The organism is Mucilaginibacter sp. dw_454 (assembly GCF_018449775.1).
Classification (GTDB): domain Bacteria; phylum Bacteroidota; class Bacteroidia; order Sphingobacteriales; family Sphingobacteriaceae; genus Mucilaginibacter.
On sequence record NZ_JAAVVB010000002.1, the window covers coordinates 112,634 to 131,026 of the forward strand.

An 18,393-nucleotide genomic window follows, 5' to 3' on the forward strand; every position below is an offset into this window, starting at 1 on the left:
CTTTTTCTTTTTATATTAAATGCTAACCTGATTGAATTAAAGAAAAAATAAAATTTGTCATTTCGACCGAGGTACGAGGGAGAAATCTATACATGATAGGTTGGCGTACTACCGTGTATAGATATCTCACTATCGTTCGAGATGAAAAAATCTTTAATATGATTATCCTTAATCTATCAAGATTAGTTTTTGCTGAATCTTTGGATCTCGGCAATGATCTCTGCTTTTATACCTTCGCTTACCTGTACTAATGGCAAACGTACGCCATCACCGCAAATACCTCGTTGTTTCAATGCGGTTTTAACACCTGCCGGGCTGCCTTCGATGAAACACAGGCGGGTAAAGTTCAACAAGTCATAATGACCTTGCTGGGCACCTTTAAAATCGTAATTCAAGCATTTGCGAATCATGTCAGAAGTTTGACGCGGTAAAGCGTTGCCTATAACCGATATCACACCCACAGCACCCAAAGCAATCATCGGGAAGCTGATAGGATCGTCACCGGAAATTACCAGGAAATCTTTAGGCTTGTCGCGCATGATCTGGTTAATCTGGTCGAAATTACCCGATGCTTCTTTAATCCCTACGATATTTTTAAAATCATTAGCCAAACGCACGGTTGTTGCTGCGCTTACATTGCTGCCGGTACGGCTTGGTACGTTATACAGCAAGACAGGCAGTTTTGCATTTTCTGCTATCGCTTTATAATGCTGATAAATACCTTCCTGAGTAGGTTTGTTATATTGCGGACTAGCCGAAAGTATAGCATCATACCCTGTTGCATCAAAACCTTTCACCTGCTCCACAACTTCGGCAGTGTTGTTACCTGCTATACCGGCAACCAGGTTAATACGGCCATTTACAGCTTCGGCAGTAAAAGCAAAGATCTTCTTCTTCTCTTCGGCAGTCAATGTGGCGCTCTCGCCGGTTGTACCTAACGACACGATGTATTCCACACCGCCATCAACCAAATAGTCAATGAGTTTTTTTAGACCGTCATAATCCACTTGCCCGTCTGCAAGAAAAGGAGTAACTATCGCTATCCCCGTTCCGTAAAATTTGTTCATGGTATGTATAAAATGGCTGCTAAGATAATAATTTATTGCATAGGCTTGGCAATTACCAAGGCAGATGTCTATAAAATTGCCGTTTAAAACTTAATCGGTAATTTTGGCTAAAGCCCCCTTTTATGTATTTAACAACCGTTGGCTTAAGCCAACGGTAATGAATAAAACCTGATGATATAAATTTATTGCCGTCCCATTTATGGGACGGACTTTAAGTAATAGCAATGACGGCTTTAGCCAAACCCTAAGGAGATAGTAATGGAAGCTGATAACTACACCTTAAAAATTCAAACTCACCCGCAACGCAGAATGCACGTTTGCCGCACTGTTATGCGACTCGCCATAAAGCACCGTCAAGTTTAGATATTTAATACCTGCGCCCAGTTCATAATAGTCTTTCAACTCGGGCGATGTAAGGTAATTTGCATGAATGATCTCCTGGAGTTTCAGTTTTCTCAGGCCTGGTATCTTATTTAGGATGAAGCCAGAGAAATTATGTTCGAGGTGTGCTTCGATATATTCTGTACGGTTACTGTAAGTATAATAATTAAGCAATAAAAAACTGTTAGGCTCCGATTGGTAAAACAAAGCCTCATTACCATGAAATTGCGAATAATCCGGGAAGTACAGGCTCTTAGCATTCAGAAATTTACCCGCACCAATATAAAATGACGTCCGGCCGTAAACGCCCATGCTTACATTTGCTTGTTGTATATCTGCCGAGATCCTGTCGTAATCAACATCCGACCCAAACACGCCTTTAACTCCCTTGGTATAATTAAATCCAATGGCAGGATATGGTGAAGGAATGTAATGTTTGCCGTTTGGATAGGTTTCGTACTTGTTGCTGAAATCATAACTGGTACGCAACGTTACTTTAAAAGATTGATTTTCCGGGAACAACACACCACCGGTATTCAACGCTAAGGGATTGTTGTAAGTAAAATTGCGCGAACCATAGAAACTGTAATTGGTTGTATTTTCCAGCCACGTACGGCCGGCAAATTCTGCGCTGGCGCTACCCTGCCATCCGCCGCTTATACGGCCATAAATTGAGGCTGCCACAAATTGCTTCTGATAAAATTTCTCGAAGTTTTGCTTGGCAAATAAGCTGTGAACGGTGTTGGCTAAATAAGATATCGGTTGCAGATCGTTCAGATCTTCAACGTCCGATCCTCCTTTTAGCGACAATGTAAAGCTATCGCCGACAGGCATCATGCCACTGGCTACGGCGTTGAACAGGTGATCAGAAAAGCCATAGCCTACATCCAGCCCAACCCTAAAATAACGGTTATTAATAGAGTCTATTTGTTTGGTGAATGATGCGCCATAGTTTAAGTTGAAGCCCTGCACGGTGTTAAAGCGCACATTGGTAGTTAATGCGTCGAAGTGGTAATATTCTTTTTTATAGCGATTGCCTATGTTAATACCGCCAATCAATAAATTGATGGGTTTGAACTTATTAAATATGTGGTCGATAGAATCCAGATAAGGTTTCGATTCGCGCTTGATGGCCAGTGCCTCTTTCTTTTTATAATCCGTTCGTTCTTCTTCCGTTAGCGGGATAGGACGCTCGCCGGCCCAATAGGTACTGTCTTTTTTGTTGACGCCTTTGGTGATACGCAATACTTCATTAAAATCTTTTTTATTGAATATGGGGTTGAGATCGTAATCCTTATAAACCGAAATAAAATAACCGCCGACTCTGAAGCCAAACAATCCTCCCACAAAATCAAAGCGCAGGGTCGAAGTCATCCAGGCCTTATCATTTACCGGTACAAATTGCTGGTTAATGCGGATGGTATCTACTAAACTGATATTAGCTTTTTTGGTGATGTATAGGTTAACGCCCACTAATCGCCAACTATCATCCTGGATATAGATGAAACCTTCAAAACATGGATCATGCTCGCGGCGTGGGATAACTTTAATTTTATTGATGGTTTTGCCATTTTCCACGGTTTGGCCCAGCCATTTATAATTGTAGTAGAAAAAGGCATTATCCGCCACAGGCGAAATTAAAGGCCGCAAACTGATGCCGCGCCAATCTTCAAAGTTCTCGTAGAAATTAACCTTCAAGTCGCTGGCCCGGTTAAAGCTGAACGCGCGGTTACTGCCCGATACTTTCGAAGAGATCATTTCCTCATGTACGTTATTGGGCGATTGGAAACTGTATTTTGACTCAGACTCCGACAGATAAATAATCCCCCTGCGATTAGAATCCAGGCCGATCTGTTTACCAATCTGGTCGATATTGGCACCGAGGAATTTCTTGGGAGCCTGCAACAGTTTCTGCATCCCTTTGATATAAACCAGCGCACTGTAGGCTTTAACTTCGTTGAGGTAACTTTTTCGCTTTTTAATTGCCTTGCGCATAATAGCATATGCAGGGTCCTTGCCGCCCACGTTAACGGCCTGTAGTTGGTATGATTCTATATTGAGCGTAACGTCAATAGTCCTGTTTTGGGTGGCATCAATTTCTTTGCTTTCCTGCTTATAACCTACAGCCTTGTATTGCAAAGTGTACTTACCCGGTTTCAGCGAGATGGAATATTCACCCTCGCTATTGGCCGACGCACCCCGGGTAGTGTTTTGAGTATAAACGCTGGCGAAGGATACAGGCTTGCCGGCATCGTCGGTGATCTTTCCGCTGATGGTATACTGTTGAGCAAATAAGGGAGAACCGGTTATTAAAACCAGGATAAATAGGAAGGTAAAACGCATGTAAGGCAGATATTTATACTAAGATGTAGTTTAGTGGTCAAACGTTACATAAAGAAGTTTAATTGTCGCTAAATCTAATTAAATGAAAAATCCCAGCCACAAGGCCAGGATTATATGTTAAATAAGCTTTCAAGCTTTGGTCTTTCAGCGTTAAGCTAATTTAGCCAATTCCTCGGCCATTGCAGCGCCAATTTCAGCAGGCGAGGCAACCACGCGGATACCGCACTCGGCCATGATCTTCATTTTTGCAGCAGCAGTATCATCGGCACCGCCAACAATTGCACCTGCGTGGCCCATACGGCGTCCCGGAGGCGCAGTCTGGCCGGCAATGAAGCCAACAACTGGTTTTGTGCCGTTTTCTTTAATCCAACGGGCAGCTTCTGCTTCCATGCCGCCACCAATCTCGCCAATCATGATGATACCGTGTGTGTCAGGGTCATTCATTAATAACTCAACCGCTTCTTTGGTTGGGGTACCAATGATCGGGTCGCCACCAATACCTATGGCCGTAGTAATTCCTAAACCGGCCTTAACCACCTGGTCAACCGCTTCATAAGTCAACGTACCTGATTTTGAAACCACACCTACATTACCTTTTTTAAAGATAAAGCCAGGCATGATACCAATTTTGCTTTCGTCGGCAGTGATAATACCCGGGCAGTTTGGTCCGATTAAACGGGCATCTTTGTCGGTTAAATATTCTTTTACCGCAATCATATCCTTAGTCGGGATACCTTCAGTGATACAAACAATAACTTTTATACCTGCTTCGGCAGCTTCCATGATCGCGTCGGCAGCAAATGCCGGCGGAACGAAGATGATAGAAACATCTGCACCGGTTTCTTTAACAGCATCTGCAACGGTATTAAATACAGGGCGATCAAGATGGGTTTGGCCACCTTTACCCGGCGTAACGCCGCCAACAAGCTGGGTACCATACTCGATCATTTGCGATGCGTGGTAAGTACCTTCATTACCTGTAAAACCCTGAACTATAACTTTAGAATCTTTATTTACGAGAACACTCATTGGTATTTGATTTCTTTTATATCGCAAAGCTAAAATTATTTTTCGCCCGCTAGGGATTTGGTAGATGAATTTTTTGTTTGATGATGAAAAATTTACAAAGCGATTTAGGTTAAGATGTGGTTTTCGCCAACTTTCAAGATTGTCCGCTCTTGGCCGCGGAGGCCCATTACTTTTTTCCTTGATGAAAAAAGTAACAAAAAAATCAAGTCAGGCGCAAGGCTTCTTGCGCTCATGGCCTTTACCCTGCAAAGCGAGTAAAACCTGGGGACCGATACTTTTGCCCCTTTCGCTCTTGGTCACCGCTTCAGGCAAAACTATAAGGCCCCTGCAGCCGCACTTGCCCACCATTGTTTTACCCGCTTTCGCCCGAAGCTCTGCGTCTGACGTTTTGCTTCTGATGTAGATTCTGCAAACTGTGTAAAAACAAAAAAAGCGCGCAATGGCCTGTCAGCAAACCGGGCCTGGGAGTCTGGCCTGTGGGGGGGAAGGTTTTTGCTGACTTGATTTTTTGGTTCTTTTTCATCTAAGGAAAAAGAACTAGGCCTTAGCGGCCATGAGCGTCTAAAAGCGATAAGTGAAGCAATATGTTTTCCTCTGTCAATGTTGAGATGCCGTGAGAAAAGAACAAGCTACTTGTTTATTGCGATTGCAAACTCAATTCCGGTGATTACAATTAATAAAAAGAATATAGAAACAAATGTCCAAATGGCTTTTTTCATTTTTACTTTATCACCACGGATTCCAGGCCAAAAATAAATATTGAAAAATATCATCCCAACTATAACTATGAATGCTTCAAGTATCGTTAAAAATATATACATACAACTATCTTTTATTCTACCCCTGCCACAAACTCTCCCTCACTCTTCGCAATCACAATCGTAGCGACACCATTACCAATCACATTAGTTATGGCCCTGGCTTCCGACATAAACCTGTCGACACCCAGCAATATCGCAACGCCTTCAACCGGGATGACTTTGATGGCTGCAAGGGTGGATGTCAAAACGATAAAGCCACTCCCGGTTACGCCTGCGGCACCTTTAGAAGTTATCATGAGTATGGCAATAATGCCCAGCTGCTGTTCTATAGATAAAGGTACATGAAACACCTGCGCCAAAAATATCACCGACATCGACAGGTAAATAGTCGTTCCATCCAAATTAAAAGAATACCCCGCGGGTATCACCAACCCAACAACTGACCGCGAGCAGCCAAATTTTTCGAGCTTTTCCATCATGCCTGGCAGGGCAGATTCTGAGGATGAGGTACCCAGCACAATCAGGATTTCCTCTTTAATATGTTTCAGATATTTCCACAGGCTGAATTTATAAATACGGCAAATGATGTTGAGCACCACAAAAATAAACAGCGCCATAGTAATATAAACCGATGCCATGAGTAAAGCTAGTGGTTGCAGGGTTTTAATGCCATAAGTACTAATAGTATAGGCCATCCCGCCGAAAGCGCCGATAGGAGCAACCTTCATGACAATGTGCATCATCCCGAAGAACACTTTCGATAGCTTCTCAAACAGATCTATAACCGATTTGCCTGTATCGCCCATACGGCTCAATCCAAAGCCAAACAATATCGCGAAGAAAAGAATCTGTAAAATATCGCCGTCGGCGAAAGCCTTAAAAGCGTTACCAGGAACAATGTGAGCTAAAAAATCCGTCCAATGCATGTCGGCAGCCGCTTTCTGGTATACCAACAGTTTACTCGTGTCGGCCTTAACAGTGGTTACAAAGCCCTCGCCGGGTTTAACCAGGTTGGCTACCGTTACCCCTATAATTAAAGCAAACGTAGTGACGATCTCAAAATACAACAGCGCCTTACCACCCACACGGCCCACCTTTTTCATATCGCTCATACCGGCAATGCCCAGCACAATGGTGAAGAAAATGATCGGCGCTATAAGCATCGTAATCAAACTGATAAAAGTCTTGCTGATCAGTTGAGCAGCAGGTGCGAAGCCCTTAAAATAAAGCCCCACAATAATACCCAGCACAATGGCCACAAGCACCTGGAAGGTAAGGTTGGTATATAATCGTTTCATTATAACAATAATACGATTATTGGTGAGATTTTTAAGCGGATGAATTATGGCGTTTCCCTCCCGATGGTCGGGTCAGGCTGTGCGCTTATACGCCACAAGGCCTTAAGCTCTTGGCCGGTATCCGCTGCCATCCTTAACGCGGGGGTACTCACCCGATCATCGCTTCGCTCGATCACCCTCTCTTCCGCAAGCGGGAAAGAGGGTAAGGGGAATATCGAACATCGAATGTTGAATAATGAATGATGAAGGGAGCTACTTCGATATTCGACATTCAAAATTTATTATTCGATATTAAAAATAACCCTCTTTCCGCCGGAGGCGAAGAGAGGGTCGACCAGCGCAGCGCAGTCGGGGTGAGTCTACACGACAGTTAACCAACAAAAAAGCCCGCCTTAAAAAGCGGACTCTATAATCAGCCTAAAATATTATCTCCAGTAACCAGGTACCCAGGCATAACCGCCGCGGCGGCGATCCCAATGACCTGCAATCCAAACCGCATGCGGGCGTGGTGCTGCTGCCCAATAACCCGGGCGCTCTACATAAGTACGGCCTCTTGGTACCCATTCTCCTTCAATCCATACATGGTTTGCCGATGGGCGCACCGGGCGCACGAAAGCTGGTCCGCGGTGATACAGGCGTGCTCTTACTACAATTTGGGCACTGCTATTAACTGTCGAGAACAGCACTAAAGCTGCTGTTGCAAATAAAATTCTTCTTAACGTTTTCATGATTGTTTGTTTGTTGTTAATTACCATAAAGACAACGCGCCGAAAAAAAAGTTTAATTTATGCCGGTGTTTTTTTTAACGAAATGTTTATAACCGGTTGATTTATTGTTGTTTAAGATTGTTAAAATTTTGGCATCGTGATTGGGCAAATCCTTATCTTCGCTTTATGTCACCCGCAGAAGCAAAACAACAGATTGAGGCGTTATCGGCCGAATTAAAACAACATAGCTACAATTATTACGTGCTGGCCATGCCCGCCATATCCGACTTTGAGTTTGATAAAAAGCTGGAAGCCCTGGCTGCTTTAGAAAAGCAATTCCCCGAGTTTTTGGAACCCGATTCGCCTACGCAAAACGTGGGTGGTTTTATTACCAAAGAGTTTAAACAGGTTAAGCACCGCTGGCCTATGCTGTCGTTAGGCAATACCTATAATGAGCAGGAATTGCTGGATTTCGATCAGCGCATCCGCAAAGCTATAGGCGATAATTTCCAATATGTATGCGAGCTGAAGTTCGATGGTCTTTCGATGAGCCTAACTTACGAGAACGGCAAGCTGCTGCGCGCCGTAACCCGCGGCGACGGCACGCAAGGCGACGAAGTGACCAACAACGTGCGCACCATACAAAGCATCCCCAGGCAATTAAAGGGTGGTGATTACCCGGCCGAGTTCGAAATTCGTGGTGAGGTATTTATGCATTTAAAAGCTTTTGAGCGATTGAACAACGAGCGCGTGGAGAACGGCGAACAGCCTTATGCTAACCCGCGCAACTTTGCATCGGGTACCGTAAAACTGCAAGACTCAAGCGAGGTTGCCAAGCGCCCGTTGGATTGTTTTCTGTACTTTTTATATACCGAGAAGCCGTTGTTCAAGACCCATTGGGAAAGCCTGCAAGCCGTAAAAAGCTGGGGCTTCCATGTTAATGAGCATAGCCGTTTATGTAATGATATAGACGGCGTAATGGCTTTTATTAAAGAGTGGGATAAGCGCCGTTTTGATTTAAGTTATGATATTGACGGTATAGTTATTAAAGTAAACAGCTATGGGCAGCAGGAGGAGCTGGGCTTTACCGCCAAGTCGCCGCGCTGGGCCATCTCCTATAAATTTAAAGCAGAGCAGGTACAAACCGAACTACTGGCGGTTACCTACCAGGTGGGTCGTACGGGTGCAGTTACCCCCGTGGCTAACCTGAAGCCGGTATTATTGGCAGGCACCACGGTAAAACGCGCCACCCTGCATAACGCCAACGAAATGCTGCGCCTCGACCTGCACGAGGGCGACTGGGTGTTTGTTGAAAAAGGCGGCGAGATCATCCCCAAAATCATCAATGTAAACCTGGAGAAAAGAGTAGCCGGCGCACCAACGATAGATTATGTAACAGAATGCCCCGCCTGTGGCACGCCATTAACCCGGGTAGAAGGCGAAGCTGCCTTTTACTGCCCTAACGATGGAGGCTGTCCGCCACAGATCACCGGGAAGATGCAGCACTTTATAGGCCGTAAGGCTATGAATATTGATGGCCTGGGCGATGAAACCATTGAGACATTATATAGTAAGGGTTTTATCCGCCACATCAGTGATCTTTATACCTTAGATCAGCATGCTGATGAGTTGAAGCAGATGGGCCGCTTCGGCGAGAAGTCTATTACTAATATGCTTGATGGTATCGAAAAGTCAAAACAGATGCCGTTTGAGAAAGTGCTGTTTGGTTTGGGCATTCGTTATATCGGCGAGACGGTCGCTAAGAAACTCACCATCCACTTTAAAAATATTGACAATCTCATTGCCGCTACACTGGATGAACTAATCGTAGCCGAGGAGATAGGCGAGCGTATAGCACACAGCCTGATAGAATACTTTGGCATCGGGCAGCATCGCCAGGAAATAGAAAAGCTAAGAGCAGCAGGTTTGCAGTTTGTAAGCGAAGAGAAAGAAGTGGTACTGCAAAGCGAGGCATTGGCCGGCAAGACCTTCATCATATCAGGTACCTTCGAAAAATCTCGCGATGAGTTGAAGGATATTATTGAGCAAAACGGCGGTAAGATACTGAGCAGCATATCGGCCAAACTAAATTACCTGGTAGCGGGAGATAACATGGGTCCGTCAAAACTAGAAAAAGCGCAGAAGTTGAATATCCCTATTATTAGTGATGAAGAGTTAATGGGGATGCTGGGAGCCGTTTAATTCGACTGTGTCCCCATCACGTCATTGCGAACGAGGAACGAGTGTGGCAATCTCCGGTGCGCAACTGGGCGTATAGAGATCGTCACGCTACGCTCACGATGACGTGGAGGCAAATATGCTATTAATCTCTTATCTACGAGAGGCCGGGAGGGGTGTCACCCTCATGTAAACATCCTTTTTAAAAACAATCATCCCGCGTTAATTGTCGTATTTTGTAGTAGACAAACGGTTAAAAACACCAGGTTTTTGATCTTTCATCTGCCACAAAAAAACAACACCATGAACTACAACGAATTAACCCCAGACGAAGAGTGGGTAATACTACATAAAGGTACCGAGCGCCCATTTACAGGCTCTCTTTTAAATAATAATGCAAACGGCGTGTATGTATGCAAACGTTGTGATACCCCGCTTTATACTTCTGATTCTAAATTTGAGTCGCATTGCGGCTGGCCAAGTTTTGATGATGAAATCCCCGGTGCTGTAAAACGCGTTCCCGACGCCGACGGCCGGAGAGTAGAGATAGTTTGCGCAAATTGTGGCGCCCACCTGGGCCACGTTTTCGAGGGCGAATATCTGACCCCAAAAAACGTAAGACATTGCGTTAATTCTGTATCCATGAAATTTGTTCCCGGCACTTAACAAATTATCGCCCAAAAATTTCACATTCCAGTAATGTTTATTTAACAAGCTCTTTTTCAGATAATAAGACTATTAACAAAAAGATTGTTTATAACTTATAGGTGATGTGTAAAACTATCACTAACAAGCAGAAAAATCATCGCCTATCTTTGAATTATAAGTTCTTTAAAACGCTCCGAAATATCGGCGATCCTTGTCGGTAAAGGTTTAAAAAGGGCTTCAATATATCAAATGGCGGTCACGCCAACATACACTGGATAGAAGTAGTTTAGTAGCGATTAGTGCGGGTGATATTAAAGTAGTTTAAGGCGATGATTTTTTCATTATCGCCGGTAAAGATCAACTGCTAGGCGGCATTGTCGACTAAAATTACCAGAGTTTGAAAAAGGTTTAGAATTGAATAAAAAAAGTAAGTAAAAGCGCATGGCAGAAGAAACAGAATTATTATTAAGAGAGAACAAGGATCGTTTTGTTATTCTTCCTATTAAATATCCCGCCATTTGGGAAATGTATAAAAAATGCGAAGCAAGCTTCTGGACCGCCGAAGAAATTGACCTGTCGGATGACATGAAACATTGGGAGGCTTTAAGTGATGGCGAGCGCCATTTCGTATCGCACATCCTGGCGTTTTTTGCTGCCAGCGACGGTATCGTGAATGAAAACCTGGCGGTAAATTTCATGAGCGAAGTGCAATTGCCCGAGGCACGTTGCTTCTACGGTTTCCAGATCATGATGGAGAATATCCACTCTGAAACTTATGCGCTTTTAATCGACACGTACATTAAAGATGCTACCGAAAAAGACCGCTTGTTCCATGCTATTGATACCGTACCGTGTGTAGGTAAAAAAGCAGAGTGGGCGTTACGCTGGATCAATAACGGAAGCTTTGCAGAGCGTTTAATTGCTTTTGCAGCGGTTGAGGGGATTTTCTTCTCAGGTAGTTTTTGCTCTATCTTCTGGTTAAAGAAACGTGGCTTAATGCCGGGTCTGACCTTTAGCAATGAGTTGATCTCTCGCGATGAAGGTATGCACTGCGAATTCGCCTGCCTGCTTTACAGAATGTTAGAGAACAAATTATCAAAAGAAGCTGCAACAGCTATTATTACTGATGCGGTAGAAATTGAAAAAGAATTCATCAGCGATGCACTGCCGGTTAGCTTAATAGGCATGAACGCAAAACTAATGAGCCAATATATTGAGTTTGTAGCCGACAGATGGTTAGGCGAGCTTGGTTATGATAAAGTATACGGCGCCAGCAATCCATTTGATTTTATGGAGATGATATCGCTGCAGGGCAAAACCAACTTCTTCGAAAAACGAGTTGGCGATTACCAGAAAAGCGGCGTATTGAATGCCACGCAGGATAGCAAATCGTTCTCGTTAGATGAGGACTTTTAATCGATAAGTTATAATAAGAATATCCAGTTAATAAATAAGTAGTAACCCGGTTGGGTCCAGTCCCAACCATAAATGCCAGAAATTATGTTTGTAGTAAAAAGAGACGGAAAGCAAGAGTCTGTAAAATTTGATAAAATAACCGCACGTATTGAGAAACTGTGCTATGGTTTAAACCCGCAACTGGTTGACCCGGTTGACGTGGCGAAAAAGGTAATTGAAGGTTTGTTTGACGGTGTTACTACGTCAGAGCTGGATAACCTTGCCGCAGAGACTGCAGCATCGTTAACTACCAAGCACCCGGACTACGCGTTATTGGCATCGCGTATTGCCGTATCAAACTTGCACAAAAACACCATCAAGTCGTTCTCTGAAACTATGGGCTTGTTGTATTACTATATCGACCCTAAAAACGGCAAAAAAGCACCGTTACTGGCCGATGATGTTTACGAGATCATTCAAAAAAATGCTGAAGAACTGGATAGCAGCATTATTTATGACCGCGACTTTGGCTTTGACTACTTCGGCTTTAAAACGCTTGAAAAATCATACCTTTTAAAACTGGATGGCAAAATTGCCGAGCGCCCGCAGCATTTATTTATGCGTGTAGCGGTAGGTATCCACAAAGAGGATATTGCCAGCGCAATTAAAACATACAACCTGATGAGCGAGCGTTGGTTTACACATGGTACGCCAACCTTATTTAACGCAGGCACACCAAAACCACAAATGTCATCATGCTTCCTGTTAACCATGAAGGATGACAGCATCGATGGGATCTATGATACCCTGAAGCAAACTGCTAAAATCTCTCAAAGTGCAGGTGGTATCGGTTTAAGCATCCACAACGTACGTGCTACCGGTTCATACATCAGCGGCACTAACGGTACCAGCAACGGTATTATCCCAATGCTGCGTGTGTTTAATGACACTGCACGTTATGTAGATCAGGGTGGTGGTAAACGTAAAGGCGCTTTCGCTATCTACTTAGAGCCTTGGCATGCAGATATCTTTGAATTTTTGGACCTGCGTAAAAACCACGGTAAAGAAGAGATGCGTGCCCGCGATTTGTTTTACGCACTTTGGGTGAGCGATTTGTTTATGCAACGCGTTGAAGCTAATGAGGACTGGAGCTTATTCTGCCCGCACGAAGCACCGGGCCTGGCAGATTGCTTTGGTAAAGACTTTGAAAAACTATACAAGAAATACGAAAAAGAGGGCCGTGCCCGCAGAACGGTAAAAGCACAAGAACTTTGGTTTGCGGTGTTAGACGCCCAGGTAGAAACCGGCACACCTTACTTGTTATATAAAGATGCTGCCAACAGCAAATCAAACCAGCAAAACCTGGGTACTATCAAAAGCTCAAACTTATGTACCGAGATTTTAGAATACACATCTGCTGATGAGATTGCAGTTTGTAACCTGGCATCGTTAGCGTTACCACGTTATGTACGCGATGGTAAATTTGATCACGATAAATTATACGAAGTAACATACCAGGCAACTTTAAACCTGAACAAAGTTATTGATCATAACTATTACCCGGTTAAAGAGGCCGAGTATTCAAACTTGCGTCACCGCCCGGTTGGTTTAGGTGTACAAGGTTTGGCCGATGCTTTCATTTTATTGCGTATGCCGTTTGAAAGCCCTGAAGCAAAACAATTGAACATAGAGATCTTTGAAACCATTTACTTTGCTGCCATGACGGCTTCTAAAGACCTGGCTATTAAAGAAGGTGCTTACGAAACCTTTAAAGGTTCGCCATTGTCAAAAGGTCAGTTCCAGTTTGATTTATGGAACGTAAAACCAACAAGCGGCCGTTGGGATTGGGAAAACCTGCGTTTAGATGTAATGAACCATGGTGTGCGTAACTCACTGTTAGTAGCGCCAATGCCAACTGCATCAACCTCACAAATTTTAGGTAACAACGAGTGCTTTGAACCATATACCTCAAACATTTACACCCGCCGTGTATTGAGTGGCGAGTTCATCATTGTTAACAAACACTTGCTGCGCGATTTAGTAAACCTTGGTTTATGGGATAACAGCATGAAAGATAAGATCATCACTGCAAACGGATCTGTTCAGGATATTGCTGAGATACCTCAAGATTTGAAAGACCTTTACAAAACCGTTTGGGAGATCAAGATGCGCGACATTATAGATATGGCCGCCGACCGTGGCGCTTACATCTGCCAGTCGCAATCATTGAACTTGTTCATCAACTCGCCAAATGCGTCTAAACTAACTTCAATGCACTTCTACGCATGGAAAAAAGGTTTGAAAACAGGTATGTACTACCTGCGTACACAAGCAGCATCGCAAGCGGTTAAATTTACAGTTGAGAACCAGGGCGGTAAAAACATGGACCCGGTTATACCAGAAGTGGTACAACAAGTGGCTGACGAAATACCAGCAGGCCCAAGCTGCTCAATGGAAGAAGGCTGCGTTACTTGTTCTTCATAGTAATTAGTCGATAGACCATAGACGATAGTCCATGGACCATAGCTTTAACGCTATAGTTCATGGACTTTTTTATTACGATAGATCGCCTCATGGACTATTGACAATGGTCTATGGTTCAAATAATGACATTTCTATTTTACAGACAATAAGGCTATTCGCTAACTTTGCAAGAAATTACCATGGACTATCGACTATGGACCATGGACTAACAATGACCAAACACGAAATAATTCCCTGCGACCGTTGCGGTACCAGCATTGAATGTAAGGCCAACTCTTACAGTAAATGCCAGTGCAGTGTGGTACAGTTAACTATTAACGAGGTGCAATATATCAGCGAGAATTACGAGGGCTGTATGTGTGCTAAGTGTTTGCTGGAATTGCAGGTGGAGTATAGGGAGATGATGGGGATAGGTGGTTAAATTTAATCTCCCCACTTGTCATCCTGAACTTGTTTCAGGATCCCACGATATAGGCCGCGCGTAAACCTAGCACGTGGGATGCCGAAATAAATTCGGCATGACGTAATGGTATAAATGAATTGGTATGTCAACATTTTCCTTACAAGTTTACTGCGAATTTGACCGCCATTACTCCGTAGTAATACAGGATGACGGCCGTGTTGCCTATGCCTATTTATACGAAGACGAGGACATTATTGGTGATGTCTGGTTATACAACCAAGAGCAAGCCCCGGCTATTTCTTTTTGGAGAACTGAGGATATGCCGTTTCTAAACCCAACCGAATATCTTTCGAAAGACGCATCTATAGCGCCAATAAAGGATGAAAGCGAAGTGCGGTGCGAATGGACAGAATCGCCAAATGATGGATTGATAGAAGTCGCGGTTTTTATTTGTGATAAATTTATAGCCTGTGTTGCTTCGGGTTCTAAACCGGGCTGGTCGGTATTGGTGGCAAAGGATGGGCCGCTCGCTTATGTTTATTGAAATTAACCGTCATTATGCGTGATAAAAAGTATTTAAATGATTTTTACTGCTTTTAAAATGAAAAATAGAAAGAGTAATTTCTCCTGCTAATAAAAATGGGTGTCACTCGAGCTCGTCGATGAGTGAGCGCAGGCCCTTACCCGCATGCTTCGACGGGTTCAGCATGACACCTTACCCACCGTTAAACAGTTAGGTCAAGTGAAACAAAAAATGACCTAAAAGTATTTTTCCTTGTTTCATTTTGTTTCACTGTTTTTTGTAAATTATTGATTATAAAATAGTTAATTAAAAATAGTGTTTCACTTGTTTCATTTGTTGCATACGCACGTGAAACAAAACAACACATTAATATAAGGCGCTTTGCCGGGCGGTCGGTTAACGCTATCTTTAACCCCGCATGGCAGCAATTACAAATACCTACATCCTGGTCATTAACGGTAAACCCGAAGGGCCGTTTTCCATCGATGAACTCAAGACCCGCCAAATCAAACCCACCGACTTCGTGAAAACCACCGCCATGGACGACTACAAAGAGGCCCATGAAGTAGCAGAGCTACGCGAGCTCTTCGGCTTCAAACAACAGGTGCTACTGCAATACTATGCCTCGTTCGACCAACGCGCTACCGCTGCTATGGTAGACTGGCTGATAGCCTCGGCGGTGTGTATTCTGCCTTCGTTCGCCATTACGTTCTTCATATCAGATCAACTGATTGGCTTGGGATTGGCATTAAGCATGTTTGCTTTGATCCCGTTGGTTAATTTGGTTTATCACATCGTAATGGAAAGCTCGCCTAAACAAGCCACTTACGGCAAGCAACTGCTCAAGGTCAAGGTATGCGATATGCAGGGTAACCGCTTGACGCTAACGCACGCTGCGGGTAGAAACGTAGCTAAACTATTGTCGGTGCTGACGTTGTTTGTTGGTTACCTGTACGCATTCTTCAACAAACAACAGCAATGCCTGCATGACAGGGTTGCAGAGACGCTGGTGATCAGGGATCGATTGTAGCACATATTCGGGCTGTCACCCTGAGGTCCTCGAAGGGTGAGCGGTGGCCTGTCAAGCGACTATTGGCCTTTGCGCTCATGCTTCGAGAGCCTCAGCATGACACCTCTTAGATAGTTGGCGAATTGAAGCAACTTCATATCTTAGCATCAAATTCCAAACCAATGAGATACCTCTATTTGCTATGCGCATTGCTAACCGCAATGACTGTTAAGGCGCAATCAACCCATAAAGACACCCTGCTATTAGCCGACCCTACTATATTTGCCGAAGACGGTCAGTATTACTTGTACGGCACCGGCAGCGCTGGTGGGTTCCCGGTCTATCAATCATCAGATATGGTGAATTGGAAAGGCGGAGTTGGTAAAGCAGCACATAACTTAGCCTTAGCAAAGGGCGATAGCTATGGTACCAAGGGGTTCTGGGCGCCGCAGATCTTTAAAAACAAAGGCAAATACTATATGGCCTATGCCGCCAATGAAGATGTCGCGATAGCAGAAGGTGACAGCCCGTTGGGGCCGTTCAAACAGCAAGACATCAAAAAGATCTCCGGCCCTACACACCAGATAGACCCGTTTATATTTAAAGACACAGATGGTAAACTGTATTTATACTTTGTACGCTTGCAGAACGGCAACCGGGTATTTGTGGCACCGTTGAAAGACGACCTGTCAGACATAGACACCGCCGCCGCTAAAGAATGCGCAAACTCTAACCTGCCCTGGGAGAACACCGCCAATAGCAAATGGCCGGTTTGCGAAGGACCGACGGTCATCAAACACAACGGCTTGTATTACCTTATGTATTCCAGTAATGACTATCAGAATATCGACTACGCCATTGGTTATGCCACATCCAAATCCCCAATGGGACCATGGACAAAGAATCCGGATAACCCAATTATTAGTCGCCATACTATCGGGATAAATGGTACAGGGCATGGCGATGTGTTTATTGGCAAGGATGGGCAGCTATATTACGTAATGCATACGCACTATAGCAACACCAAAGTGCAACGCCGTAAAACGGCGGTGATCAAACTGGCTTTCAGCAAAGACAAACCGGCCAAACTGGTTGCCGATAAGGATAGCTTTAGATACCTGACAATGGACAGCTACCCAGTGCCTGCCAATAGGTAAATTAGATCAGGCGCCTAATATAGCAGCTGCAAACTCACGGCACTTGGCCACTTCCTTTACATCATCACTACCAGCTGGGATCTTGTATTCCAGCTCGATAGTCGCAGGGAACTTGTAGTGGTTCTTCTTCATTAGCTCCAATACTTCTTTGATTGGCGTATCGCCCTGACCCCACTCGGTGTTAGGCCCGTCATGAAACTTGCGATCCTTGAGGTGCATGCTGGTTATGCGCTCATGATTCTTCTCAATGAACGGGATAGGGCTGGTGCTGGTACCGGCAACATAATGGCCAATATCCAGGTTAACACAGTTGTATTTTGATTGCGACATGGCAGTATCCCAAAGCGTAGGTGTAGCCTGTGTATGAGCATGATAGCCTATGCGCATTGTATGTTTGGTAGCGATGTCGCCTATGCGTTGGGTTTGCGCGTCGCTTGTGGGCATTTCGCAATTGCAATGGTTAGCGCCTAACGCTTTGGCGGCGTTGAAGGCGTAATCTATCTCGGCATCAGTATTGTTTGGTCCGAAGACAACGGGCTTGTAGGCATAGATCTGCACACCGGCATCTTTATACATTTTGCCAATGGCTTTGAATTTATCCATGGAAACACTTGCGCGCCAGTCGGCCATAGCTTTAGCATAATCCGGGCCAGATTGGCCTTGTGCCTTTTTAGGTGCACCGGCAGTGGCTTCGGCAGCATCACCACGTAGTTCAACACCACTGATATTATCTTGCAGGCAATACTGTAACATATGCTCGGCATCAATTACCATGTGAGAATACGAATACGTAGTAACCCCAATCAAAACCCCACCTACAATCGAGTTGGGCTTATCGGCACCGCTGAAAGACCTTGCAAAATTACTTTTAGGTAAAAACAGCATTCCGGCAGCGGCCAATGCACTACTACCAATAAACCCACGGCGAGACAGGTGTTTAGTTTCCATAAATGAAGATTTGTATTATAAATGGTTGCGGTAAGGTAGCAATAATTTATAATCACCTACAA

At 44.2% G+C, this 18,393-nt stretch carries 14 protein-coding genes; 8 read left to right on the top strand and 6 right to left on the bottom strand.

The window, feature by feature from the left end; translation table 11 throughout:
* Positions 1–182: 182 nt before the first annotated feature.
* The 5 genes from dapA to HB679_RS07710 form a co-directional block, all read right to left on the bottom strand.
* A complete protein-coding gene (gene dapA / locus HB679_RS07690) occupies positions 183–1,067 on the bottom strand; it encodes a 4-hydroxy-tetrahydrodipicolinate synthase (RefSeq protein WP_214071381.1) in 885 nt (294 codons plus the stop codon).
* A gap of 279 nt (positions 1,068–1,346) precedes the next feature.
* Entirely contained in the window at positions 1,347–3,791 is a 2,445-nt protein-coding gene (locus HB679_RS07695) for a DUF5686 and carboxypeptidase regulatory-like domain-containing protein (protein WP_214071382.1), read from the bottom strand.
* Between the two features lie 150 nt (positions 3,792–3,941).
* Complete coding sequence (sucD, locus tag HB679_RS07700; protein ID WP_214071383.1) at positions 3,942–4,820, bottom strand: succinate--CoA ligase subunit alpha; 879 nt, start codon at positions 4,818–4,820, stop codon at positions 3,942–3,944.
* Positions 4,821–5,652: 832 nt separating this feature from the next.
* The gene (gene dctA, locus HB679_RS07705) at positions 5,653–6,879 is read right to left on the bottom strand and encodes a C4-dicarboxylate transporter DctA (RefSeq protein ID WP_214071384.1); all 1,227 of its coding nucleotides are present in this window, start codon (positions 6,877–6,879) and stop codon (positions 5,653–5,655) included.
* Positions 6,880–7,304: 425 nt separating this feature from the next.
* Positions 7,305–7,607, bottom strand: a complete 303-nt coding sequence (locus tag HB679_RS07710; RefSeq protein ID WP_214071385.1) for a YXWGXW repeat-containing protein — start codon at positions 7,605–7,607, stop codon at positions 7,305–7,307.
* Positions 7,608–7,772: 165 nt separating this feature from the next.
* On the opposite strand from HB679_RS07710, the gene ligA reads away from it, so the two are divergent.
* The 8 genes from ligA (at position 7,773) to HB679_RS07750 (ending at position 17,383) form a co-directional block, all read left to right on the top strand.
* On the top strand, positions 7,773–9,788 hold the full coding sequence (gene ligA / locus HB679_RS07715) for an NAD-dependent DNA ligase LigA (RefSeq protein ID WP_214071386.1): 2,016 nt from the start codon (positions 7,773–7,775) through the stop codon (positions 9,786–9,788).
* A 279-nt stretch (positions 9,789–10,067) separates the two neighbouring features.
* A complete protein-coding gene (locus tag HB679_RS07720) occupies positions 10,068–10,430 on the top strand; it encodes a methionine-R-sulfoxide reductase (RefSeq protein WP_214071387.1) in 363 nt (120 codons plus the stop codon).
* Positions 10,431–10,853: 423 nt separating this feature from the next.
* Positions 10,854–11,828 carry a ribonucleoside-diphosphate reductase small subunit gene (locus HB679_RS07725; protein WP_214071388.1) on the top strand — a complete coding sequence of 325 codons (975 nt, stop codon included), beginning with the start codon at positions 10,854–10,856 and terminating at the stop codon, positions 11,826–11,828.
* Between the two features lie 84 nt (positions 11,829–11,912).
* Entirely contained in the window at positions 11,913–14,291 is a 2,379-nt protein-coding gene (locus tag HB679_RS07730) for a ribonucleoside-diphosphate reductase subunit alpha (protein WP_214071389.1), read from the top strand.
* 211 nt (positions 14,292–14,502) lie between these two features.
* Positions 14,503–14,712 carry a cysteine-rich CWC family protein gene (locus HB679_RS07735; RefSeq protein ID WP_214071390.1) on the top strand — a complete coding sequence of 70 codons (210 nt, stop codon included), beginning with the start codon at positions 14,503–14,505 and terminating at the stop codon, positions 14,710–14,712.
* A 124-nt stretch (positions 14,713–14,836) separates the two neighbouring features.
* Positions 14,837–15,238, top strand: coding sequence for a hypothetical protein (locus HB679_RS07740; protein WP_214071391.1), 402 nt, complete (start codon positions 14,837–14,839; stop codon positions 15,236–15,238).
* 397 nt (positions 15,239–15,635) lie between these two features.
* On the top strand, positions 15,636–16,247 hold the full coding sequence (locus HB679_RS07745; protein ID WP_214071392.1) for an RDD family protein: 612 nt from the start codon (positions 15,636–15,638) through the stop codon (positions 16,245–16,247).
* Between the two features lie 161 nt (positions 16,248–16,408).
* Positions 16,409–17,383: a glycoside hydrolase family 43 protein gene (locus HB679_RS07750; RefSeq protein ID WP_214071393.1), complete on the top strand. Its 975-nt coding sequence runs from the start codon at positions 16,409–16,411 to the stop codon at positions 17,381–17,383.
* Between the two features lie 6 nt (positions 17,384–17,389).
* Here the strand turns inward: HB679_RS07750 and HB679_RS07755 are convergent, their stop codons facing one another.
* Positions 17,390–18,331, bottom strand: a complete 942-nt coding sequence (locus tag HB679_RS07755) for a TIM barrel protein (protein ID WP_214071394.1) — start codon at positions 18,329–18,331, stop codon at positions 17,390–17,392.
* Between the last annotated feature and the right edge of the window lie 62 nt (positions 18,332–18,393).